We start from the raw sequence: 22,653 nt of genomic DNA on the forward strand, positions 1-22,653 counted from the left end.
CAGGTGGACGAAGCACTCGACTACCTCCTCGACCTGCTCCGCCTGGAGCGGGTCGAGGAGGACATCTTCCGGGGCCGCTCGCGCAGCGCGGTCGTGCCCCGGGTCTTCGGCGGCCAGGTCGCGGCCCAGGCGCTGGCCGCGGCCGGCCGCACCGTGCCCGGGGGCCCCGACGGGCCGGTCGCGCACTCGCTCCACGCGTACTTCCTGCGCATGGGCGACCCGGACGCGCCGATCGTGTACACCGTGGACCGCATCCGCGACGGCCGCTCGTTCACCGCCCGGCGCGTGGTCGCCGTCCAGCACGGGAAGCCGATCTTCCACCTGTCGGCGTCGTTCCAGCGGTACGAGGACGGGCTCGACCACCAGGCGGTCATGCCGTCGGTGCCCGACCCCGAGACCCTGCCGACCGCCGAGGAGTCCCTGCCCCGCTACGCCGACCGGTTCACCGGCCCGGACGTGGTGGACCGGCTGCTGGAGGCCCGCGCGGCGGTGGACCTGCGGTACGTGGGGGCGCCGCCGTACGCCACGGCGGGCGAGCCGCGCGAGCCGCGCTCGCGGGTCTGGTTCCGCGCGAACGGCAAGCTCCCGGACGACCCCCGGCTGCACCTGTGCCTCGCCACGTACGTCTCCGACATGACCCTCCTCGACCCGGTGCTCCTCGCGCACGGGCGGGGCGGCTGGACGACCGGGGACGTGGTCGGGGCGTCGCTGGACCACGCGATGTGGTTCCACCGCCCGTTCCGGGCCGACGAGTGGCTGCTGTACGACCAGGAGTCCCCGTCCTCGTGGGGCGGCCGGGGCCTGGGGCAGGCCCGCATCTGGACGCGGGACGGGCGGCTGGCCGTGAGCGTCGTCCAGGAGGGCGTGATCCGCGTCCCGAAGTGACCGGGGCGGCACGCGGCGCCGTGCGCGCCCGCCCCGCCCTCCCCTGTGGGGCCCGGCGGGGGCCAGGGGCCGCCCTCCCCCGTGGGGCCCGGACCGGGACCCGCCCCCGTCCGGGGCCGCCCGGCGCCGGGCCGCGGACAGGGGCGGGTCCCCGCCGCGGCCCGCCCGGTCAGAGCAGCCCGGCGGCGTCCAGCAGGTAGGCGGTCATCGGCTCGTACGAGCGCGGGTCCAGGACGTGGTCGTCGAGCGGGACGGCGACCTGGAGGGTGCCCTCGGCCTCGCCGATGAAGAGGGCCGGGTCGTTGCAGTCCGCGTAGCCGACCGTGTCGATGCCGCGCTGCGCGGCGCGGCCCGCCCAGCCGTGGTCGGCGACGACCAGGCCGGGAAGCGGCTGGTCCAGGGCGCGCAGCCCGTCGAGGACCGCGTTCATGGGCCCCGGCGAGTGGGTGTGCCACAGGGTGGCGCCCCGCTCGAAGACGGCCACGTCGGCGAACTGGACGACGTACCCCTCGTCGGCGGTGAGCCCGCCGGGGATGCGCACGATGTCGCACCCGGCGGCCCGCAGCGCGGCGGCGGTGCGGGAGTGCACGTCGAGGAGCGCGCCGGGGTGGCCGGTGGCGAAGAGGACCCGGTCGCGGTCGGCGGCGGCCTTGCGCAGGCGGCCGGCCATCCGGTCCAGGGCGTCCACGGTCAGCTCGGGGTCGATGGTGTCCTGCCCGACCCGGTGCGCCGGGTCGTCGTCCACGCCGCACCGCTCGGCCATGACGGCGAGCACGTCCTGCTCGTCGGTCCAGCGGTCGCCCAGCTCCAGGCCGAGCCAGTAGTGCCGGTCGCCGTTCGCGAGCTTGCGGTAGTGGGCGAGGTTGTTGTCGCGGGGGGTGGCGACGTTTCCCGCGATGCGCGTACGGACGAGGTGCTCGACGAGGGCGGCGCGGCTGGGTATCGGCATTCCCCCATTGTGCCGCCCACCACAAGCCGCGGCCGAGGCGTTCCCCGGCGTGTGCGCCCGGCCCGTGCCGCCGTCGCCTCCCTCCGGAGGGGCCCGCCGGGTCCTCGGGCCCTCCCGGAGCGGGCGCCGCCGCACGACGGCCCCGCGGCCGGACGGGGCGGCTCGCCGGTGTTGACGCCCTCAACTCCGCTGCGTATACCGTCTCTTGTCGATACCGGGCAGCCGCCCGCCAGTGGTCCACCCGGTGGCGCGCGCCTGGCCGGTACAGCCGAGACGAACACCGGGGGGTACGTCGATGGTCTCCAAGACTCGTGTCGTGCTGGGCATGCTGGTGCTCGCGGCGCTGGCGTTCGGCTCCATCGCCCTGCTCGCGGCCGTGGGAGCCGGTGCCACCTGGTTCACGATCGTCCCGCTCGGCGTCCTCTCCGCCGGCGCGGTGCTCGCCCACTCACTGGGATGGTTCGACAAGAAGGCCGGTGACTGAGCCGGCGGCTCGCCGGCCGACGCCGCCGGGCACCCTGGTCGGGCGCCGAAGCGCCGGCACCGGGGGCCGTGGCGGGTGCCCGGCTCCCACCATCCCGCCACCGCCCGCGGCCCGGCCGTGCTCCGGCGTGTGCGCCCGGCCCGCGCGGGAGCGCGGAGGCCGCCGGGGCCGGTCGGCCCCCGGAGCGGGCCGCCCGGTCTCCGCCGGGCGACCCGCTCCGTTGCGCGGCGTGGGCGCCGCCGCATCGAGGGCCGTTCGGCCCTCTTCCGGCGAAACCCGCCGGTAGCCCCGTCGCGCACGGGCAGACTGGCGCCCGCCACCCCCACCGCCCGGGACGCGCACGTCCCCGAACGGCCGGGCCGCCGTGCCCGGCGCCGCTGGAGAAAGGCACCTTCTTTGAACCGTGCGATACGCGTCGTCGCCCTGTCGACGGCCGCCCTGTCCCTCGCCGCGCTGCAGTCCCCGGCCCAGGCGGCCTCCACGACGGGCGCGCTCATGATCACGCACGTCCGCCCCAACACCTCGGGCGCGGACGTCAGGAGCGGGACGCAGCTCAACCTGAACGGCGAGTACTTCCTCATCAGGAACGTCACCACGCGGACGGTGAACACGGGCGGATACGTCCCCGACATCACCAGCAACACCTACGGCCGGGCGCTGCCCTCGTACAACCTGCCCGCCGGGGCCAAGGCGTACGTGCACACCGGCAGCGGCCGCAACCACCGCGACAGCAGCGGCTGGCACCACATCTACCGGGGCTACGGGCGGCACGTCCTGCCCAACGACGCCCGGTCCCGCACCCCCGACCTGCGCCTGAAGAAGCCCGGCAGCCGGGACGACAACACGTCCACCGGCTCGATCAGCGCCTGCAACTGGAACCTGGCGAAGGACGGCACGACCTACGCCTGCTGACCCGGCGGGCCGCCGGGCACGACGCCTCCCCGTGCGATGATCTTGGTTCGACCAAGCGACAGGGGGAACTGTCATGCGCCTCACCACCAGGGCGGCCGCCGGGGCCGCCGCTCTCGGGCTTCTCGCGCTCGCCGCGGCGCCGGCGTCCGCCGCTCCGCGGGCCGGGTTCGGCGGCGCCGCGGCGGCTCGGGCGTCGGCGTGCTACGTGTACAACATCTCGGGCGGCGCGGTGAACATCCGCAGCGGTCCGGGGCAGCGCTACACCCAGATCGGCACGCTGGCCAAGGGCGCCAAGCTGCCGTGCGGCACGGACGGCGACTCGGGCACCAAGGGACAGCGGTACACGTCCTGCGGCGGCGGTGACTCCTGGTCCACCATCCGCGTCAACGGACGTGACGGCTGGGTGGCCTCGGAGTGCGTCGCCTTCGGCGTCTGACCGGCGCCGGCCGACGGCCCCGGCGCCCGCGCACCCGCGCGGGCGCCGGGGCCGTTCCGTTCGCGGTGCGGAGCCTTCCGGCATCACCCCGGCACCCCGCCGCACAGTCCCTCCCGGACACACGGGCCCGCAGGGGCAACCCGTACGGCCGGACGCCCGCCTTACGGGGGCACGCCGTACGGCCGGACGCCCGCCTTACGGGGGCACGCCGTACGGCCGGACGCACACCGTACGGCCGGTCGCACCCCGTACGGGTGCACCCCGACGGCCGGTCGCACCCCGTACGGGTCGACGCGCGACCCGCAGGGGTGTCGGAGCACGACCCGTACGGGTCAGGGCGCGGTCGGGACGTCCGGGGGCGCCGCGGCGAAGGCGCCTCGGGCCAGGCGGTGGAGGAGGGCGCCCGTGGTGGGGCGTCCGGTGAGGGCGCCGGCCAGGTGCGGGGTGGAGTTGAGCAGGCCGAAGACGGCGTGGACCGCGGCGCGGGCGTCGTCCTCGCCCAGCGGCGGGTAGGCCCGGCGCACCGCGTCCACCCACAGCTCGACGTACTGCCGCTGGAGCTGGCGGACGCGCTTGCGGTCGGCGTCCCGGAGGCGGTCCAGCTCGCGGTCGTGCAGGGTGATGAGCGACTGGTCGTGCAGGGCGAAGTCGATGTGGCCGTCGATCAGGGCGGACAGCAGGGCCTCGGGGTCCCCGCCGGACTCGGCGACGCGGCGGCGCCCGCCGTCGAGGAGGCGCTCGCTGATCCCGACGAGCAGCTCGGCCAGCATGGCGTCCTTGCCCGCGAAGTGGCGGTAGAGGCCGGGGCCGCTGATGCCGACGGCGGCGCCTATCTCGTCGACGCCCACGCCGTGGAAGCCGCGCTCGGCGAAGAGGCGGGCGGCCTCCCGCAGGATCTGCTCGCGGCGAGTCGGGGCGTCGGTCCTGGTCGTCATGGATCGATTCTAGACAAGGCGGTTAGCGGTCGTTAACCTGAGGAACACACGTTAACGCTCATTAACGCTCTCGTACGGGCAAGGGGGCTCGACACGATGCAGCAGGCACCTGTGCTGGCGAGCGCGGCTGATCCCGCGTCGGCGGCCTGGCAGGCCAACGAGGCGGCGCACCAGGAGCTGGCCGACGACCTCCGGGCGCGGCTGGCCGCCGCCCGGCTCGGCGGCGGCGAGAAGGCGCGCGCCCGGCACACCGCGCGCGGCAAGCTGCTGCCGCGCGACCGCGTCGACACGCTCCTCGATCCGGGCTCGCCCTTCCTGGAGCTGGCCCCGCTCGCGGCGAACGGCATGTACGACGACCAGGCGCCCGCCGCCGGGGTGATCGCCGGCATCGGCCGGGTCAGCGGCCGCGAGGTGGTCGTCGTCGCCAACGACGCCACGGTCAAGGGCGGCACGTACTACCCGATGACGGTCAAGAAGCACCTGCGCGCGCAGGAGGTGGCCCTGGAGAACCGGCTGCCCTGCGTGTACCTGGTGGACTCGGGCGGCGCGTTCCTGCCGATGCAGGACGAGGTGTTCCCCGACCGGGACCACTTCGGGCGGATCTTCTACAACCAGGCCCGCATGTCGGGCGCCGGCATCCCGCAGATCGCGGCCGTCCTCGGCTCGTGCACGGCGGGCGGGGCGTACGTCCCGGCCATGAGCGACGAGGCCGTGATCGTCCGCAACCAGGGCACGATCTTCCTGGGCGGCCCGCCGCTGGTGAAGGCCGCCACGGGCGAGGTCGTCACCGCCGAGGAGCTGGGCGGCGGCGAGGTCCACTCCCGGGTCTCCGGGGTGACCGACCACCTCGCCGAGGACGACGCGCACGCCCTGCGGATCGTGCGGAACATCGTGGCGACCCTCCCTGCGCGCGGGGCCCTGCCCTGGACGGTGGAGCCGGTCGAGGAGCCGAAGGCCGACCCGCTGGGCCTGTACGGGGCGGTGCCGGTCGACCCGCGCACCCCGTACGACGTGCGGGAGGTCATCGCGCGGATCACGGACGGCTCGCGCTTCGCGGAGTTCAAGTCCGAGTACGGGCAGACCCTGGTGACCGGCTTCGCCCGGATCCACGGGCACCCGGTGGGGATCGTCGCCAACAACGGCATCCTGTTCGCCGAGTCCGCCCAGAAGGGCGCCCACTTCATCGAGCTGTGCGACCAGCGCGGCATCCCGCTGCTGTTCCTCCAGAACATCTCCGGCTTCATGGTCGGCAGGGACTACGAGGCGGGCGGCATCGCCAAGCACGGCGCCAAGATGGTCACCGCCGTGGCCTGCACGCGCGTGCCGAAGCTGACGGTCGTCGTCGGCGGCTCGTACGGCGCGGGCAACTACTCGATGTGCGGCCGGGCCTACGGCCCCCGCTTCCTGTGGATGTGGCCCAACGCCAAGATCTCCGTCATGGGCGGCGAGCAGGCCGCCTCCGTGCTGGCCACGGTCAAGCGCGACCAGATCGAGGCGCGCGGCGAGGAGTGGCCGGCGGAGGCGGAGGAGGCGTTCAAGGCGCCGGTCCGCGCCCAGTACGAGCGGCAGGGCAGCGCGTACTACGCGACGGCCCGGCTGTGGGACGACGGGGTCATCGACCCGCTCGACACCCGCCAGGTAGTGGGCCTGGCCCTGACCGCCTGCGCCAACGCCCCCCTCCCCCAGCGGGAGCCCGGGGCGCCCGGCTTCGGCGTCTTCCGGATGTGAGGGACCTGACGACCATGACGATGTTCGACACTGTCCTCGTCGCCAACCGGGGCGAGATCGCGGTCCGCGTCATCCGGACGCTGCGGGCGCTCGGGGTGCGCTCGGTCGCCGTGTTCAGCGACGCCGACGCCGGGGCCCGGCACGTCCGGGAGGCCGACACGGCCGTGCGGATCGGCCCCCCGGCCGCCGGCGAGAGCTATCTGCGCGTCGACCGGCTGCTGGAGGCCGCCGAGCGGACGGGTGCCCAGGCCGTCCACCCCGGCTACGGCTTCCTCGCGGAGAACGCCGCCTTCGCGCGGGCCTGCGCCGACGCGGGGCTGGTCTTCATCGGGCCGCCCGCCGACGCGATCTCCCTGATGGGTGACAAGATCCGCGCCAAGGAGACGGTGCGCGCGGCCGGGGTGCCGGTCGTGCCGGGCTCCTCGGGCAGCGGCCTGACCGATGCCGAACTGGCCGCCGCCGCGCGGGAGATCGGCACACCGGTGCTGCTGAAGCCCTCGGCGGGCGGCGGCGGCAAGGGCATGCGCCTGGTGCGCGACGAGGCCGTGCTGGCCGACGAGATCGCGGCGGCCCGCCGGGAGGCGCGGGCCTCCTTCGGCGACGACACGCTCCTGGTGGAGCGGTGGATCGACCGGCCCCGGCACATCGAGATCCAGGTCCTCGCCGACGGCCACGGCAACGTGGTCCACCTCGGCGAGCGCGAGTGCTCCCTCCAGCGCCGCCACCAGAAGATCATCGAAGAGGCGCCGTCCGTCCTGCTGGACGAGGCGACGCGCGCCGCGATGGGCGAGGCGGCCGTGCAGGCGGCCCGCTCCTGCGGCTACCGGGGCGCGGGCACGGTCGAGTTCATCGTGCCGGGCGGCGACCCCTCCCAGTACTACTTCATGGAGATGAACACCCGCCTCCAGGTGGAGCACCCGGTGACCGAGCTGGTCACGGGCCTGGACCTGGTGGAGTGGCAGCTGCGGGTCGCGGCCGGCGAGGAGCTGCCCTTCCGGCAGGACGGCATCACCCTGACCGGGCACGCCGTGGAGGCCCGGCTGTGCGCCGAGGACCCCTCGCGCGGCTTCCTCCCCTCCGGCGGCACGGTCCTCGCGCTGCGCGAGCCGCAGGGCGCGGGGGTGCGCACGGACTCGGGGCTCAGCGTGGGCACCGAGGTGTCCAGCCTGTACGACCCGATGCTGTCGAAGGTCATCGTGCACGGCCCGGACCGGGCGACCGCGCTGCGCCGGCTGCGCGCCGCGCTCGCCGACACGGTGACGCTGGGCGTGCCGACGAACGCCGGGTTCCTGCGCCGCCTGCTGGCCCACCCGGACGTCGTGTCGGGCGAGATGGACACGGGCCTGGTGGAGCGGGAGGCCGACGGGCTGGTCCCGGACGGGGTGCCGGACGAGGTGTACGAGGCCGCCGCCGCCGTACGGGAGGACGCGCTGGCCGCGCGGCCCGACGCGGGCGGCTGGACCGACCCGTTCTCCGTGCCGAGCGGCTGGCGGATCGGCGGCGAGCGGCTGGCCGTCACCCACCACCTGCGGGTCGCGGGGCACGAGCCCGTGGCGCACCGGGCGCGGGCCGCGGACCGCGCGGTGACCGCCGACCGGGTGACGGTCACCCTGGACGGGGTCACCCACACCTTCCACCGCACGGGCACGTGGCTGGGCCGGGACGGCGACGCCTGGAACGTCCTGGACCACGACCCGGTCGCCGCCTCCCTCACCCGTTCGGCGTACTCGGGGGCCGATTCGCTGACCGCGCCGATGCCCGGCACGGTCACGGTGGTGAAGGTCGCCGTGGGCGACGAGGTGACCGCCGGGCAGGGGCTGCTCGTGGTGGAGGCGATGAAGATGGAGCACGTCGTCTCCGCCCCGCACGACGGCACGGTCGTCGAGCTGGACGTCACGCCCGGCACGACGGTCGCCATGGACCAGGTCCTGGCCGTCGTCGAACCGCACGCCCCGCGGGAGGAGTCGAAGTGAGCGACGGACTGCCGATGCGCGTGCCCGCGCCGGGGCTGCCCGCGCGGGTGCGCATCCACGAGGTCGGCCCCCGCGACGGCCTGCAGAACGAGCCGGGCACCGTCCCGACCGAGGTCAAGGCCGAGTTCATCCGGCGCCTCGCCGGCGCCGGCCTGGGCACGGTGGAGGCGACCAGCTTCGTCCACCCCAAGTGGGTGCCGCAGCTCGCCGACGCCGAGCGGCTGTACCCGCTCGTGAGCGGCCTGGACGTACGGCTGCCGGTGCTCGTGCCGAACGAGCGGGGCCTGGAGAGGGCGCTCGCGCTCGGCGCCCGCGAGGTCGCCGTCTTCGCCAGCGCGACGGAGTCCTTCTCCCGGGCCAACCTCAACCGCACGGTCGACGAGGCGCTCGCCATGTTCGAGCCGGTCGTCGCCCGCGCGAAGGCCGAGGGGCTGGCCGTGCGCGGCTACCTGTCGATGTGCTTCGGCGACCCGTGGGAGGGCCCCGTGCCGCTCGCGCAGGTCGTGCGGGTCACGCGCCGCCTGGCCGACCTGGGCTGCGACGAGCTGAGCCTCGGCGACACGATCGGCGTCGCCACGCCCGGCCACGTGACGGCCCTGCTGACCGCGCTGGACGAGGCCGGGCTGCCCGCCTCCCGGCTCGCCGTGCACTTCCACGACACCTACGGGCAGGCCCTCGCCAACACGCTCGCCGCGCTCCAGCACGGCGTGACCACCGTCGACGCCTCCGCGGGCGGGCTCGGCGGCTGCCCCTACGCCAAGTCCGCGACCGGGAACCTCGCCACCGAGGACCTCGTGTGGATGCTCCACGGCCTCGGCATCGAGACCGGGGTCGACCTGGGCCGGCTCACCGCCACGAGCGTGTGGATGGCCGAGGAGCTGGGCCGCCCGAGCCCGTCACGTACCGTCCGCGCCCTCTCCCACAAGGAGTGACCCCCATGTCCCTGGACCACCGGCTCTCCGCCGAGCACGAGGAACTGCGCCGCACCGTCGAGGAGTTCGCCCACGACGTGGTCGCGCCGAAGATCGGCGACTTCTACGAGCGCCACGAGTTCCCGTACGAGATCGTGCGGGAGATGGGCCGCATGGGCCTGTTCGGCCTGCCGTTCCCGGAGGAGTACGGCGGCATGGGCGGCGACTACCTGGCGCTCGGCATCGCCCTGGAGGAGCTGGCCCGCGTCGACTCGTCCGTCGCCATCACGCTGGAGGCGGGCGTCTCGCTGGGCGCCATGCCCGTGTACCGGTTCGGCACGGAGGAGCAGAAGCGGCGGTGGCTGCCGAAGCTGTGCTCCGGCGAGATGCTGGGAGCCTTCGGGCTGACGGAGCCGGAGTGCGGCTCGGACGCGGGCGGCACCCGCACCACGGCCGTGCGGGACGGCGACGAGTGGGTGATCAACGGCACCAAGTGCTTCATCACCAACTCGGGCACCGACATCACGGGCCTGGTGACCGTGACCGCCGTGACCGGCCGCAAGGCCGACGGGCGCCCGGAGATCTCCTCCATCATCGTCCCGTCGGGCACCCCGGGCTTCACGGTCGCCGCGCCGTACTCGAAGGTCGGCTGGAACGCCTCCGACACGCGTGAGCTGTCCTTCTCCGACGTGCGGGTGCCCGCGGCGAACCTGCTGGGCGAGGAGGGCCGCGGGTACGCGCAGTTCCTGCGCATCCTCGACGAGGGCCGCGTGGCCATCGCGGCGCTGGCCACGGGCCTGGCGCAGGGGTGTGTGGACGAGTCGGTCAGGTACGCGAAGGAACGTCACGCCTTCGGCCGGCCCATCGGCGACAACCAGGCCATCCAGTTCAAGCTCGCCGACATGGAGATGCGGGCGCACATGGCCCGGATCGGCTGGCGGGACGCGGCGTCGCGGCTGGTGCGCGGCGAGCCGTTCAAGAAGGAGGCGGCGCTGGCGAAGCTGTACTCCTCCACGGTCGCCGTCGACAACGCCCGTGACGCCACCCAGGTCCACGGCGGGTACGGCTTCATGAACGAGTACCCGGTCGCGCGGATGTGGCGCGACTCCAAGATCCTGGAGATCGGCGAGGGGACGAGCGAGGTGCAGCGCATGCTGATCGCCCGCGAGCTGGGCCTGTCCGCCTGACGGACCGGCACCCGAGGGCCCCGGCCGGGGCGCGGCCACCCACCGCGCCGCCCGGACCGGGGCCTTCGCGTGGGCGCCCGCGCCTCGGGGGGCCTTCGCGTGGGCGGGGCGCGCCCGCGCGAGCGTGGGCGGCTTCGTCGGAGGCGTACCGGGCCCGCGCGAGCGGTGGGCGGCTTCGTGGGAGCGCACCGGGCCCGCACACAGGCGTACCGGCCCCCGAACGGGCACCCGGGCCGCGCGTGCGGCGTCGCCCGGCGGTCAACGGCCGGGCGGGGCAGGGCACGTGACGTGATCGACACCGGCGCGCCCGATCTGCCCCCTGGACATGACCTGAGGTTAGGCTAACCTACCTTCGAACCAGCCCACTGGCCGGCTTCCGGCCGTACGAAAGCGACTCCGCCATGCCCAGCAGCGCCCGAGCCAGCCACCTGACCCGACGCGGACTCCTCGCCACCGGCGGCGCGCTGGGGCTGGGCGCCGCGCTCGCCGCGTGCGGCGGGGGCGACGACAAGGCGGCCGGGAAGCCGGCGGGCGAGGGCGGCGCGGAGAAGGCCGGTCCGTGGACGTTCACCGACGACCGCGGCGTCACGGCCGAGGCGAAGGCCACCCCGAAGAACATCGTCGCCTTCACCGGCATGGCCGCCGCCCTGCACGACTTCGGCGTCGAGGTGAAGGGCGTCTTCGGCCCCACGAAGACCGCCGACGGCAAGCCCGACGTCCAGGCCGGCGACCTCGACGTGAACAAGGTCGAGATCATCGGCAACGTCTGGGGCGAGTTCGACATCGAGAAGTACGTGGGGCTCCAGCCCGACGTCCTCATCACGGACATGTGGGAGAAGGACGCCCTCTGGTACGTGCCGGACGAGTCCAAGGACAAGATCCTCAAGCTGGCCCCGAGCGTCGCCCTCCGGGCCGCCGACCAGTCGATGCCGAAGGTGATCCAGCGCCACGTCGAACTGGCGGAGAGCCTGGGCGGCGACGTGAGGTCGAAGAAGGTCGCCGACAGCAAGGCCCGCTTCGAGGCGGCGGCGGCCCGGCTGCGCGCCGCCGCGAAGGCCAAGCCGGAGATCCGGGTCCTCATCGGCTCGGCCAGCCCCGACCTGTTCTACGTCTCCTCGCCGGCCCGCCCGACCGACACCCTGTACTTCAAGGAGCTCGGCGTGAACCTGGTCGTGCCCGGCAAGCTCGACGCGGGCGGCTGGTTCGAGAACCTGAGCTGGGAGAACGTCGGCACGCACAAGGCCGACATCATCATGATGGACAACCGCACCTCGGCCATCCAGCCCGAGGACCTCGCCTCCAAGCCGACGTGGGCGCAGCTCCCCGCCGTCAAGGCCGGCCAGGTCATCCCGCGCGTGACGGAGCCCGTCTACTCGTACGAGAAGTGCGCGCCGCTGCTGGAGGACCTCGCCGAGGCGATCGAGAACGCGAAGAAGGTGGCCTGACCCCATGACGACGACCGCCGTGACCGCCGCACCTCCCTTCGGATTCTTCCCCCTCCAGGTCGCGGCGACGCGGCGGCTCGGTCCGTCGCTGGTCCGCGTGACCTTCACCGGCGCCGGCGACGAGGACCTGTCCGGCTTCGCCTCCGGCGGCCGGGACCAGAGCCTGTCGCTGTTCCTGCCGCATCCGGGCCAGCCCGAGCCGGTCCTGCCCCCGGTCGTCGACGGCGACCTGTACGGGGCGCTGGGCGCCTGGCGGGCCATGCCGGACGACGTACGGGCCGTCATGCGCTCGTACACCGTGCGGGAGCAGCGCCGCACGGCGGACGGGGGCACGGAGGTCGACATCGACTTCGCCGTCCACGAGGACGGCGGCCCGGCCTGCCGCTGGGCGCTGCGCGCCGCCGCGGGCGACCGGGTGGCCGTGCTGGGGCCGGCGGTCGCCGACAACACCGGGGTGCGCTTCCGGCCGCCCGAGGACGCCGACGAGGTCCTGATGTGGGCCGACGAGACGGCGCTGCCCGCCGCGTCGGCGATCCTGGAGTGGCTGCCGGCCGGGACGCGGGCGCGGGTGTGGCTGGAGGTGCCGCACGCCGGTGACCGGATCGAGCCGCGCACGGCGGCCGACGCCGCGGTGACCTGGCTGGTGCGGGGCGAGGGCGCGCCCCCGGCCGTCGAGGCGGTCCGCGCGGCCGAGCTGTCGGGCTCGGCGCCGTACGTGTGGCTCGCGGGCGAGGCGGGCGCGGTGAAGGCGCTGCGGCGGCATTTCGTCAATGAGCGCCGGGTGGACCGCCGCCGGGTCACGTTCGTCGGATACTGGCGCGAGGGGATGAGCGAGGACGTCCTGCGCGAGGCCCCGGAGCCCGACACGGAGGCGTAGGCCGCCGGCGGCCTATGCCTCCGTACCACCCGGGCCGCCCCCGTACCGCCCGCCGCGCCGGCGGCCCCCGCGGCCCCGCGCCACCCGCCCGACCGCACCACCCGCCCGAGCGCCCGGCCCGCCCGACCGCACCGCCCGCCGGACCTCACCGGCAGCCCCCGCCGGCCGGCGGCCCCGCGCCACCCCGGCCCCGCACCACCCCCGCACCACTCCCGCGCCGCCCGTGCCCCGCACCACCCGCCCGCACCACCCGCCCGCGCCGGGCGCGGCCGTACGGCGGCCCCGGGCGCCCCCGGGCGGCCCCGCACCGAGAGGGGAGGACGACGTTGCAACATCAAGTTAGGCTAGGCTAACCTAACCACGCACCACGGTCCCTCGCCCCTCACCCTGTCCACGAGGGACGCCCAAGTCCCCGCATCCGGGAGGATGTTCGCATGCGCTCGCACCTGCTCAACGACGCGACGGCGGAGCAGTACCGACGTTCCGTCACCGATGGAGTCGAGCGGGTGGCGCGCAAACTCGCCACCACCCGGCGCCCGTTCACCGGCGCCACCCCCGACGACCTCGCCCCCGCCGTCTCGGCGGTCGACCTCGACCGGCCCCTCGGCGACACCGCCGCCGCCCTGGACGAGCTGGAGGACCTCTACCTCCGCGACGCCGTCTACTTCCACCACCCCCGCTACCTGGGCCACCTCAACTGCCCGGTCGTCATCCCGGCCGTCGTCGGCGAGGCCGTCCTCTCGGCGGTCAACTCCTCCCTGGACACCTGGGACCAGAGCGCGGGCGGCACGCTGATCGAGCGCCGCCTCGTCGACTGGACCGCCGGGCGCATCGGCCTCGGCCCGGCCGCCGACGGCGTCTTCACCAGCGGCGGCACCCAGTCCAACCTCCAGGCCCTGCTCCTCGCCCGCGAGGAGGCGCCGACCGGCGACCTGGCGAAGCTGCGGATCTTCACCTCCGAGTGCAGCCACTTCAGCGTCCAGAAGTCCGCGCGGCTCCTCGGCCTCGGCCGGTCCGCCGTCGTGTCCATCCCGTGCGACGGCGACAGGCGCATGCAGAGCGTCGTCCTCGCCGCCGAGCTGGCCCGCTGCGCCGCCGAGGGCCTCGTGCCCATGGCGATCGTCGCCACCGCCGGCACCACCGACTTCGGCTCCATCGACCCGCTGCCCGAGATCGCCGCCCTCGCCGCCGAGTACGGCGCCTGGATGCACGTCGACGCCGCCTACGGCTGCGGGCTGCTCGCCTCCCCCACCCGCCGCCACCTGCTGGACGGCATCGAGCGCGCCGACTCGGTCACGGTCGACTACCACAAGTCGTTCTTCCAGCCCGTCAGCTCCTCCGCCGTCCTCGTCCGCGACGGCGCGACCCTGCGCCACGCCACGTACCACGCGGACTACCTCAACCCGCGCCGCACGGTGGCGGAGCGCATCCCCAACCAGGTCGACAAGTCGCTCCAGACGACCCGCCGCTTCGACGCGCTCAAGCTGTGGATGACGCTGCGCGTCATGGGCGCCGACGGCGTCGGGCGGCTCTTCGACGAGGTGTGCGACCTGGCCGCCGAGGGCTACGGGCTGCTCGCCGCCGACCCCCGCTACGACGTGGTGGTCCGGCCCTCGCTGTCCACCCTGGTCTTCCGCTACGTGCCGGGCCCCGGCGCCTCCCCCGAGGAGGTCGACCGGGCCAACCTGCACGCCCGCAAGGCGCTGTTCGCGTCCGGAGAGGCCGTCGTCGCCGGGACGAAGGTCGACGGCCGCCAGTACCTCAAGTTCACCCTGCTCAACCCCGAGACGACCGCGCACGACATCGCCGCCGTCCTCGATCTGATAGCCGGCCACGCCGAGCAGTACCTGGGAGAGAACCTTGTCCACGCCTCTTGACCTCATCGGGATCGGACTGGGTCCGTTCAACCTGGGGCTGGCCTGCCTCACCGAGCCCATCGAGGAGCTCGACGGCCTGTTCCTGGAGTCGAAGCCGGACTTCGAGTGGCATTCGGGCATGTTCCTGGAGGGCGCCCACCTCCAGACGCCCTTCATGTCCGACCTCGTCACCCTCGCCGACCCCACCTCGCCGTACTCCTTCCTGAACTACCTGAAGGAGAAGGGCCGGCTGTACTCGTTCTACATCCGCGAGAACTTCTATCCGCTGCGCGCCGAGTACAACGACTACTGCCGCTGGGCCGCCGCCAAGCTCGGCAACGTCCGCTTCTCCACGACCGTCACGCGCGTCGAGTACGACGAGGCCGAGGGGGTGTACGCGGTCCACACGGACGGCGGCGAGACCTTCCGCGCCCGCCACCTCGTGCTCGGCACCGGCACCCCGCCGTACGTCCCGGAGCCCTGCCGCGACCTGGGCGGCGACGTCCTGCACAACTCCCGGTACATGACCAGCCGCGACGCGCTCAAGGCGAAGAAGTCCATCACGGTCGTCGGCAGCGGCCAGAGCGCGGCGGAGATCTACTTCGACCTGCTCTCCGAGATCGACGTCCACGGCTACCGGCTGAACTGGGTCACCCGCTCCCCGCGCTTCTTCCCGCTGGAGTACACCAAGCTCACGCTGGAGATGACCTCCCCCGAGTACGTCGACTACTTCCACGCGCTGCCGGAGGAGACCCGCTACCGCCTGGAGACCGCGCAGAAGGGCCTCTTCAAGGGCATCAACGGCGACCTGATCGACGCCATCTTCGACCTGCTGTACCAGAAGAGCGTCGAGACCGGCGGCCCCGTCCCCACCCGCCTGCTCACCAACTCCGCGCTGGAGTCCGCGTCGTACGACGAGGAGACCGGCACCTACACGCTGGGCCTGCGCCAGGAGGAGCAGGGCAGGGAGTTCGAGCTGCACACCGAGGGGCTCGTGCTGGCCACCGGGTACAAGTACCGCGTCCCCGAGTTCCTGGAGCCGGTGCGCGACCGGCTCAAGTGGGACGGGCACGGCCGCTTCGACATCGCCCGCAACTACTCCGTCGACGTCACCGGGCGCGGGGTCTTCCTGCAGAACGCGGGCGTCCACGCGCACTCCGTCACCTCGCCCGACCTCGGCATGGGGCCGTACCGCAACTCCTACATCATCCGCGAGCTGCTGGGCACCGAGTACTACCCCGTCGAGAAGTCCATCGCGTTCCAGGAGTTCACCGTATGAGCACCACCGGCATAGGCGCGCTCGCCTTCCGCCCGCTCGACCCCCTCGCCGACGCCGAGCTGGTGCACGGCTGGGTCACCCACCCCAAGGCGGCCTACTGGCTGATGCAGGACCACCGCCTGGAGGACGTCGAGCGCGACTACATGGCCATCGCCGCCCACCCGCACCACGACGCGTACATCGGCCTGCACGACGGGGAGCCGGCGTTCCTGATGGAGCGCTACGACCCCCGCGAGGTCGAGCTGGTCGGCCTGTACGAGCCCCTCCCCGGCGACGTGGGCATGCACTTCCTGGTCGCCCCGACCGACACCCCGGTCCACGGCTTCACCCGTGCCGTGATCACCGCCGTGATGGCCGAGCTGTTCCGCGACCCGGCCGTGCGGCGGGTCGTCGTCGAGCCGGACGTCCGCAACACCGCCGTCCACGCCCTCAACGAGGCCGTCGGCTTCGTCGCCGTCGACAAGATCACCAAGCCCGAGAAAGAGGCCCTGCTGAGCGTCTGCACCCGCGAGGCGTTCGAGGCGGCCGTGGGAGCCGCCCGATGAGCACCACCGCACACCCCACCACCGCGCACCCCACCGCCGCCCACCCCACCGACGCCCCGGCCGACGCCGCGCGGCCCACCGGCGCCGCCGCCGGTCCCGACGCCCCGGCCGCGCACCGCGCCGACGGCGCCGTCGCCCACCTCACCCCCGAGCGCTGGGCCCACGCCAACCGCCTCCTGATCCGCAAGGCGCTCGCCGAGTTCTCCCACGAGCGGCTGCTCGACCCGCAGCCCCTCGGCGAGGGCCGCTACCGGGTCCTGAGCGACGACGGCGCCACCGAGTACCGCTTCACCGCCGGCCGGTTCGCCCTGGACCACTGGCAGGTCTACGCCGACTCCGTCAGCCGCCACCGCGACGGCGCCGAGCTGCCGCTCGACGCGCTGGAGTTCGTCATCGAGCTGCGCGGCGCGCTGGGCCTGAGCGACGAGATCCTCCCGGTGTACCTGGAGGAGATCTCCTCGACGCTGGCCGGCGCGGCGTACAAGGCCGCCAAGCCGCCGGTCACCGCCGCCGAGCTGGCGAAGGCCGACTTCCAGGCCGTCGAGACCGGCATGACCGAGGGCCACCCCTGCTTCGTCGCCAACAACGGCCGCCTCGGCTTCGGCGGCGACGAGTACCACGCCTACGCGCCGGAGGCGGCGAGCCCGCTGCGGCTCGTCTGGCTCGCCGCGCACCGGGACCGCACCGCCTTCACGGCCGGCGCGGGCATCGAGTACGACGCCTTCGTCCGCGCCGAGCTGGGCGACGCCGCCGTGGACGGCTTCGCCCGCACCCTCGCCGAGCGCGGCCTGGACCCGGCCGACTACCTGCTGGTGCCGGTCCACCCCTGGCAGTGGTGGAACAAGCTGACGGTGACCTTCGCCGCCGAGATCGCCACGCGGCGGCTCGTCTACCTGGGCGAGGGCGAGGACCGGTACCTGGCGCAGCAGTCCATCCGCACCTTCTTCAACACCTCCGACCCGGCCAAGCACTACGTCAAGACGGCCCTGTCCGTGCTGAACATGGGCTTCATGCGGGGCCTGTCCGCCGCCTACATGGAGGCCACGCCCGCCATCAACGACTGGCTGGCCAGGCTGATCGACCAGGACGGCGTGCTGCGCGCCGCCCGCTTCTCGATCATCCGGGAGCGCGCCGCGGTCGGCTACCGGCACCTGGAGTACGAGGCCGCCACCGACCGGTACTCGCCGTACCGCAAGATGCTCGCCGCGCTGTGGCGGGAGAGCCCGGTGCCGTCCCTGGAGCCGGGGCAGCGGCTGGCCACGATGGCGTCGCTGCTGCACACCGACCACGAGGGCGCCTCCTTCGCGGGGGCGCTGATCGCGGAGTCCGGGCTCGCCCCGGACCGGTGGCTGCGCCGCTACCTGGACGCCTACCTCCTGCCGATCCTGCACACCTTCTACGCCTACGACCTGGCCTGGATGCCGCACGGCGAGAACGTGATCCTCGTCATCGAGGACGGCGCGGTCCAGCGGGCGATCTTCAAGGACATCGCCGAGGAGATCGTCGTCATGGACCCGGAGGCGGTGCTGCCGCCGGCCGTGGAGCGCATCCGGGTGGAGGTCCCCGAGGACCAGAAGCTGCTGTCGGTCTTCACCGACGTCTTCGACTGCTTCTTCCGGTTCCTCGGCGCCACGCTGGACGCCGAGGGCGTGCTGGACGAGGAGACGTTCTGGGCGACGGTCGCCGAGTGCGTCACGGCGTACCAGGCGTCGCGGCCGGAGCTGGCGGAGCGGTTCGCCCGGTACGACATCTTCGCGCCGGAGTTCACCCTCTCGTGCCTGAACCGGCTCCAGCTCCGCGACAACAGGCAGATGGTGGACCTGGCGGACCCGTCGGCGGCGCTCCAGCTCGTGGGAACCCTGACCAACCCGCTCGCCAAGCACCGCCCGTAGGGCGGGCCCACAGGCCCACAGGCCCACGGTCGCGCGGTCGCGCGGTCGCGCGGTCGCGCGGTCGTGGGCGGCGGGCCGCACGGGTCACCGCCCGCGGGAGTCACGCCCGCGGGCGGCCGGACCGGCCGGGGCCGGGAGGAGTACGGTCCTCCTCCGGGCCCCGGCTTTCGCCGTCCTGCGGCACGCGCGGAGGCCGGGACGGCGGCACGCGCACCGGCCCCGGGCGGCGGCCCCGGAAGCGGGCCCGGAGACGACCCGGGCGACGGCCCCGGGGGGCGGCCCGGGCGGCGGTCCCGGAGACGGTCCGGGCGACGGCCCCGGAAGCGGGCCCGGAGACGACCCGGGAGGCGGCCCCGGGGGCGGCCCCGGGGGGGGGCGGCCCGGGCGGCGGTCCCGGAGACGGCCCGGGCGGCGGTCGGGGCCCGGTTCGACGGGGCCCGGAAGCGGCCACTCCACCCCGCCCGGTCTAGACCAAGCGGGTTCTCGCCGCCGATCAAGCGGCTTCCTGCCCGATTACGGGCAGATTTCTTGCGTAGCGGCCCCCTCACCCCTCAGTATCTACGGGTGCTCGATCGCCGCCCGTCGCATGACGACCTCATCGACCACCTGGTGCGCAGCACCGCGCTCCAGCGCGGTGAGGCCGCCCGGGTGGTGCTCGACGTGCTGGCGTACTTCGACGAGACGACCGAGGAGTTCGTCCGCCGCCGCCACCGGGAACTCCAGGCGGCCGGCGCGGTGAACTCCGAGATCTTCGAGCGCATCGCGGCCGAGCTGCCGCACCGCGCGGTGGCGCCGCCGGAGCTGTCGCTCAGGCAACTGCGCCGCATCGTCTACGGCTGACGGCCGGACCGCCCGGTCCGCCACCGGACCACCGGGCACACACCCGAAACCAGGAGGGGTCACCAACTCTATGTGCGGAATTGTCGGTTATATCGGTAAGCGTGATGTCGCTCCGCTGCTGCTCGAAGGTCTGGCGCGGCTGGAGTACCGGGGTTACGACTCCGCGGGCATGGTCGTCACCAGCCCGAAGGCGTCCGGCCTGAAGATGGTCAAGGCCAAGGGCCGGGTCCGCGACCTGGAGGCCAAGCTCCCGAAGCGCTTCAACGGGACCACCGGCATCGCGCACACCCGCTGGGCCACCCACGGCGCGCCGAGCGACGTCAACTCGCACCCGCACCTGGACCCGGAGAACAAGGTCGCCGTCGTCCACAACGGCATCGTGGACAACGCCGCCGAGCTGCGCGCCAAGCTGGAGGCGGACGGCGTCGTCTTCGCGTCGGAGACCGACACCGAGGTCATCACCCACCTGATCGCCCGCTCCCAGGCCACCACCCTGGAGGAGAAGGTCCGCGAGGCGCTGAAGGTCGTCGAGGGCACCTACGGCATCGCCGTGATGCACGCCGACTTCAACGACCGCATCGTGGTCGCCCGCAACGGCTCCCCGGTGATCCTCGGCATCGGCGAGAAGGAGATGCTCGTCGCCTCCGACATCGCCGCCCTGATCGCCCACACCCGCCAGGTCGTCACCCTGAACGACGGCGAGATGGCCACCCTGAAGGCCGACGACTTCCGCACGTACACCACGTCGGGCGCGACCACCACCGCGACGCCGGAGACCGTGGAGTGGGAGGCCGCCTCGTACGACATGGGCGGCCACGACACGTACATGCACAAGGAGATCTCCGAGCAGCCCGACGCGGTCGACCGCGTGCTGCGCGGGCGCATCGACGACCGGTTCTCCACCGTGCACCTGGGCGGGCTGAACCTGGACGCCCGCGAGGCCCGCACCATCCGCCGCATCAAGATCCTGGGCTGCGGCACCTCGTACCACGCCGGCATGATCGGCGCGAGCCTCATCGAGGGCATGGCGCGCATCCCGGCGGACGCCGAGCCGGCCTCCGAGTTCCGCTACCGCAACCCGGTCGTGGACCCCGACACGCTGTACATCGCCGTCTCCCAGTCGGGTGAGACGTACGACGTGCTGGCCGCCGTGCAGGAGCTGAAGCGCAAGGGCGCCCGCGTCCTCGGCGTGGTGAACGTGGTCGGCTCGGCCATCGCCCGCGAGGCCGACGGCGGCGTGTACGTCCACGCCGGGCCGGAGGTCTGCGTGGTCTCCACCAAGTGCTTCACCAACACGGTCGTCGCGTTCGCGCTGCTCGCGCTGCACCTCGGCCGCATCCGGGACCTGTCGGTCACCGACGGCAAGCGGATCATCGAGGGCCTGCGCCGGCTGCCCGAGCAGATCAGCGAGATCCTCAAGCTGGAGGACGAGATCAAGGAGCTGGCCGCCGAGTACGCGGGCGCCCAGTCGATGATGTTCATCGGCCGGGTGCGCGGCTACCCGGTGGCGCTGGAGGCCTCCCTGAAGCTCAAGGAGATCTCGTACATCCACGCCGAGGCGTACCCGGCGTCCGAGCTGAAGCACGGCCCGCTCGCGCTCATCGAGCCGGCGCTGCCGACCGTCGCGATCGTCCCGGACGACGACCTGCTGGAGAAGAACCGCGCCGCGCTGGAGGAGATCAAGGCCCGCAGCGGCCGCATCCTCGCCGTCGCGCACCAGGAGCAGGAGAAGGCCGACCACACCATCGTCGTGCCGAAGAACGAGGACGAGCTGGACCCGATCCTCATGGGCATCCCGCTCCAGCTCTTCGCGTACCACACGGCGCTCGCCATGGGCCGCGACATCGACAAGCCGCGCAACCTGGCGAAGTCCGTCACGGTCGAGTAGGGGGCGCCCCGCGCCGCACCCCGGCCCGCGGCCCGGCCGTCTGGACACGGCCGGGCCGCGGGCCGCTTCGTCTCGGCACCCGCGGGTGTTCCGGGTCAGTCGGCCGGGTTGTTGAAGTGCACCTCCGGGTCGGCCGCCGCGGGGCCCTCCAGGATCGGCTGCGGCACCCCGCGCAGGTGCAGGTCGAAGAAGGCCGCCGTGTAGGCGCGGACCAGCTGCACCGCCCGCTCGGGCCGGATGGTCGGCTGGGTCTCGGCGTCGTACGGGATGCCGAGCTGGTCGAAGAGGACCGGCACGTCGGAGAAGGTCAGGTGGTCGGTGCCCTCGACGGTGAGCCAGCGCTTCCAGCCGTCCAGGTTCCGCCCGGCCTCGTCCCACGTCGGGTCCTGGCCGCCCGGCTCGTGCATGTCCGTGTGCGTGCCCAGCATCAGGAACGGCCGCCCGTCGAGCCCGTCGGCCGGCACCGGGTCCCCGAACGAGCCGTCCATGTTGATCCCGGCCCGCACGCGCGGGTCCCGCGCCATGACGGAGGCCGCGGCGGCGCCGCCCAGGGAGTGGCCGGACGCGCCGATCCGCTTGCGGTCGACGAGGGCGGCGTGCCGCCAGGCCGGGCGCGGCCCGGTGAGGCGGTCCAGCACGAAGGTGATGTCCTGGCCGCGCTGCACGGTGGCCTTGCGCATGTCCTCCAGCGTCTCGGCCTTCTCGCAGGCCACGCAGGTGAGCACCCGGCCGCCGGGGAAGACCGTGCCGAGCGACTCGTGGGCGTGGTCCACGACCGCGACGACGTAGCCCCGGCTGGCGAGGTCCTCGGCGACGGTGGTCAGGGTGTACCGGGGCCCGCCGAAGCCGGGCGACAGGACGACCAGCGGGTGCTTGCCGCGCCGCGGGCGGGCGCCCGCGACACTGTGGGTGCGGGTGGCGGTCAGCTTGGCGAGGGCGCCGGGATCGCTGTCGGGCACGGCCTCCAGCAGCAGCCGCGCCTCGCGCGGGTCGGCGTACGGGGCGGGGCTCCCGGCGGCGGACCGGGCGGGGTAGTACAGGTCGACCATCAGCTCCCGGCGCCGCTCGGGCACCCAGAGGTCGGCGCGGGACCGGTCGACGAGGTGGAGGGTGTCCCGCCCGACCGGATGCGCCCCGGTGGGCCGGGGCAGCACGACCCCGGCGGAGGCGCGGGCGTCCTGGGGCGCGGCGCCGGCGGGGGCGCTCTGGAGGGCGGGCCCGGCGGAGGCCCCCCGCGAAGCGGATCCGGAGGGGGCGGAGACGTCGTGGAGGGCCGCGGCCCGCGCCGGGGGCCGCTTCTGGAGCGGGGCCGGGCTCTGGGCGACGGCGGGGGCGGCGGCGGTGAGCGCGATGACGAGGGCCGCGGCGGCGGCCGTACGCAACGTACGTGGCGACTTCATGGCCAGGACGCTAGACGGGAGGCCGGTCCCGGAACGTCAGCCCCGGGTACGGCGGGGGTCAGCCCTCGGGGTGATCTCCCGTACGCCCGTGGCGGGTTGACGGACCGTCACCGTCCACCCGTGGACTGAGAGCCGCGCTCCGCACCGATCCCGGCGCCGCGCGGGCCCGGTACCGCGCGGCGCGGACCCGGGCGGCACGGGTCGGCGCAGATCAGTGCGGTGGCGCGCGGC

At 74.0% G+C, this 22,653-nt stretch carries 19 protein-coding genes; 16 read left to right on the forward strand and 3 right to left on the reverse strand.

Annotated features, from left to right (window positions below; genetic code table 11):
* Window positions 1–3: 3 nt before the first annotated feature.
* Complete coding sequence (locus CP974_RS10170) at window positions 4–885, forward strand: acyl-CoA thioesterase (protein ID WP_031128545.1); 882 nt, start codon at window positions 4–6, stop codon at window positions 883–885.
* Window positions 886–1,054: 169 nt separating this feature from the next.
* Here CP974_RS10170 and CP974_RS10175 read toward each other — a convergent pair whose 3' ends face one another.
* A complete protein-coding gene (locus CP974_RS10175) occupies window positions 1,055–1,834 on the reverse strand; it encodes a phosphatase (protein ID WP_031128547.1) in 780 nt (259 codons plus the stop codon).
* Between the two features lie 295 nt (window positions 1,835–2,129).
* Here CP974_RS10175 and CP974_RS10180 point away from each other — a divergent pair, with 295 nt between their 5' ends.
* The 3 genes from CP974_RS10180 to CP974_RS10190 all read left to right on the forward strand — a co-directional run bounded on the left by CP974_RS10180 (window position 2,130) and on the right by CP974_RS10190 (window position 3,666).
* Window positions 2,130–2,318, forward strand: coding sequence for a hypothetical protein (locus CP974_RS10180; protein WP_031128549.1), 189 nt, complete (start codon window positions 2,130–2,132; stop codon window positions 2,316–2,318).
* 396 nt (window positions 2,319–2,714) lie between these two features.
* Entirely contained in the window at window positions 2,715–3,230 is a 516-nt protein-coding gene (locus CP974_RS10185; protein WP_031128551.1) for a lamin tail domain-containing protein, read from the forward strand.
* Window positions 3,231–3,303: 73 nt separating this feature from the next.
* A complete protein-coding gene (locus tag CP974_RS10190; protein WP_031128552.1) occupies window positions 3,304–3,666 on the forward strand; it encodes an SH3 domain-containing protein in 363 nt (120 codons plus the stop codon).
* Window positions 3,667–3,998: 332 nt separating this feature from the next.
* On the opposite strand, the gene CP974_RS10195 is transcribed toward CP974_RS10190, so the two are convergent.
* A complete protein-coding gene (locus CP974_RS10195; protein ID WP_031128553.1) occupies window positions 3,999–4,601 on the reverse strand; it encodes an SACE_7040 family transcriptional regulator in 603 nt (200 codons plus the stop codon).
* 96 nt (window positions 4,602–4,697) lie between these two features.
* Here CP974_RS10195 and CP974_RS10200 point away from each other — a divergent pair, with 96 nt between their 5' ends.
* The 12 genes from CP974_RS10200 (at window position 4,698) to glmS (ending at window position 21,022) form a co-directional block, all read left to right on the forward strand.
* Window positions 4,698–6,329: a carboxyl transferase domain-containing protein gene (locus CP974_RS10200; RefSeq protein WP_031128555.1), complete on the forward strand. Its 1,632-nt coding sequence runs from the start codon at window positions 4,698–4,700 to the stop codon at window positions 6,327–6,329.
* 20 nt (window positions 6,330–6,349) lie between these two features.
* Window positions 6,350–8,302, forward strand: coding sequence for an acetyl/propionyl/methylcrotonyl-CoA carboxylase subunit alpha (locus CP974_RS10205; protein ID WP_373276726.1), 1,953 nt, complete (start codon window positions 6,350–6,352; stop codon window positions 8,300–8,302).
* A 14-nt stretch (window positions 8,303–8,316) separates the two neighbouring features.
* Window positions 8,317–9,234 (forward strand): hydroxymethylglutaryl-CoA lyase, encoded by a 918-nt coding sequence (locus CP974_RS10210; RefSeq protein ID WP_031128558.1) that lies wholly within the window; start codon window positions 8,317–8,319, stop codon window positions 9,232–9,234.
* Between the two features lie 5 nt (window positions 9,235–9,239).
* A complete protein-coding gene (locus CP974_RS10215) occupies window positions 9,240–10,400 on the forward strand; it encodes an acyl-CoA dehydrogenase family protein (RefSeq protein ID WP_031128560.1) in 1,161 nt (386 codons plus the stop codon).
* A gap of 401 nt (window positions 10,401–10,801) precedes the next feature.
* A complete protein-coding gene (locus tag CP974_RS10220) occupies window positions 10,802–11,845 on the forward strand; it encodes an ABC transporter substrate-binding protein (protein ID WP_031128561.1) in 1,044 nt (347 codons plus the stop codon).
* Window positions 11,846–11,849: 4 nt separating this feature from the next.
* A complete protein-coding gene (locus CP974_RS10225; protein WP_031128563.1) occupies window positions 11,850–12,722 on the forward strand; it encodes a siderophore-interacting protein in 873 nt (290 codons plus the stop codon).
* Window positions 12,723–13,156: 434 nt separating this feature from the next.
* Window positions 13,157–14,599, forward strand: coding sequence for a pyridoxal phosphate-dependent decarboxylase family protein (locus tag CP974_RS10230; protein ID WP_031128940.1), 1,443 nt, complete (start codon window positions 13,157–13,159; stop codon window positions 14,597–14,599).
* Complete coding sequence (locus CP974_RS10235) at window positions 14,583–15,857, forward strand: lysine N(6)-hydroxylase/L-ornithine N(5)-oxygenase family protein (protein ID WP_031128939.1); 1,275 nt, start codon at window positions 14,583–14,585, stop codon at window positions 15,855–15,857. The genes CP974_RS10230 and CP974_RS10235 overlap by 17 nt, the downstream gene beginning before the upstream one ends.
* Window positions 15,854–16,402, forward strand: coding sequence for a GNAT family N-acetyltransferase (locus tag CP974_RS10240; RefSeq protein ID WP_031128938.1), 549 nt, complete (start codon window positions 15,854–15,856; stop codon window positions 16,400–16,402). Before CP974_RS10235 ends, CP974_RS10240 begins: the two co-directional genes overlap by 4 nt.
* Window positions 16,399–18,294 carry an IucA/IucC family protein gene (locus tag CP974_RS10245; protein ID WP_223844418.1) on the forward strand — a complete coding sequence of 632 codons (1,896 nt, stop codon included), beginning with the start codon at window positions 16,399–16,401 and terminating at the stop codon, window positions 18,292–18,294. The genes CP974_RS10240 and CP974_RS10245 overlap by 4 nt, the downstream gene beginning before the upstream one ends.
* Before the next feature lie 564 nt (window positions 18,295–18,858).
* On the forward strand, window positions 18,859–19,134 hold the full coding sequence (locus CP974_RS10250; RefSeq protein WP_010472110.1) for a hypothetical protein: 276 nt from the start codon (window positions 18,859–18,861) through the stop codon (window positions 19,132–19,134).
* 70 nt (window positions 19,135–19,204) lie between these two features.
* A complete protein-coding gene (glmS, locus tag CP974_RS10255) occupies window positions 19,205–21,022 on the forward strand; it encodes a glutamine--fructose-6-phosphate transaminase (isomerizing) (protein ID WP_031128936.1) in 1,818 nt (605 codons plus the stop codon).
* Window positions 21,023–21,117: 95 nt separating this feature from the next.
* Here glmS and CP974_RS10260 read toward each other — a convergent pair whose 3' ends face one another.
* Window positions 21,118–22,422, reverse strand: coding sequence for an alpha/beta hydrolase family protein (locus CP974_RS10260; RefSeq protein ID WP_031128935.1), 1,305 nt, complete (start codon window positions 22,420–22,422; stop codon window positions 21,118–21,120).
* Between the last annotated feature and the right edge of the window lie 231 nt (window positions 22,423–22,653).

It is taken from the genome of Streptomyces fradiae ATCC 10745 = DSM 40063 (assembly GCF_008704425.1).
GTDB classification, from domain to species: Bacteria; Actinomycetota; Actinomycetes; order Streptomycetales; family Streptomycetaceae; genus Streptomyces; species Streptomyces fradiae.

Bases quoted from the DNA above. Each gene is read 5' to 3' on its own strand.
- CP974_RS10175 (WP_031128547.1), bottom strand. From the start codon at position 1,834: ATGCCGATACCCAGCCGCGCCGCCCTCGTCGAGCACCTCGTCCGTACG.
- CP974_RS10180 (WP_031128549.1), top strand. From the start codon at position 2,130: ATGGTCTCCAAGACTCGTGTCGTGCTGGGCATGCTGGTGCTCGCGGCG.
- CP974_RS10190 (WP_031128552.1), top strand. From the start codon at position 3,304: ATGCGCCTCACCACCAGGGCGGCCGCCGGGGCCGCCGCTCTCGGGCTT.
- CP974_RS10195 (WP_031128553.1), bottom strand. From the start codon at position 4,601: ATGACGACCAGGACCGACGCCCCGACTCGCCGCGAGCAGATCCTGCGG.
- CP974_RS10200 (WP_031128555.1), top strand. From the start codon at position 4,698: ATGCAGCAGGCACCTGTGCTGGCGAGCGCGGCTGATCCCGCGTCGGCG.
- CP974_RS10205 (WP_373276726.1), top strand. From the start codon at position 6,350: ATGTTCGACACTGTCCTCGTCGCCAACCGGGGCGAGATCGCGGTCCGC.
- CP974_RS10210 (WP_031128558.1), top strand. From the start codon at position 8,317: ATGCGCGTGCCCGCGCCGGGGCTGCCCGCGCGGGTGCGCATCCACGAG.
- CP974_RS10215 (WP_031128560.1), top strand. From the start codon at position 9,240: ATGTCCCTGGACCACCGGCTCTCCGCCGAGCACGAGGAACTGCGCCGC.
- CP974_RS10220 (WP_031128561.1), top strand. From the start codon at position 10,802: ATGCCCAGCAGCGCCCGAGCCAGCCACCTGACCCGACGCGGACTCCTC.
- CP974_RS10225 (WP_031128563.1), top strand. From the start codon at position 11,850: ATGACGACGACCGCCGTGACCGCCGCACCTCCCTTCGGATTCTTCCCC.
- CP974_RS10230 (WP_031128940.1), top strand. From the start codon at position 13,157: ATGCGCTCGCACCTGCTCAACGACGCGACGGCGGAGCAGTACCGACGT.
- CP974_RS10240 (WP_031128938.1), top strand. From the start codon at position 15,854: ATGAGCACCACCGGCATAGGCGCGCTCGCCTTCCGCCCGCTCGACCCC.
- CP974_RS10245 (WP_223844418.1), top strand. From the start codon at position 16,399: ATGAGCACCACCGCACACCCCACCACCGCGCACCCCACCGCCGCCCAC.
- glmS (WP_031128936.1), top strand. From the start codon at position 19,205: ATGTGCGGAATTGTCGGTTATATCGGTAAGCGTGATGTCGCTCCGCTG.
- CP974_RS10260 (WP_031128935.1), bottom strand. From the start codon at position 22,422: ATGAAGTCGCCACGTACGTTGCGTACGGCCGCCGCCGCGGCCCTCGTC.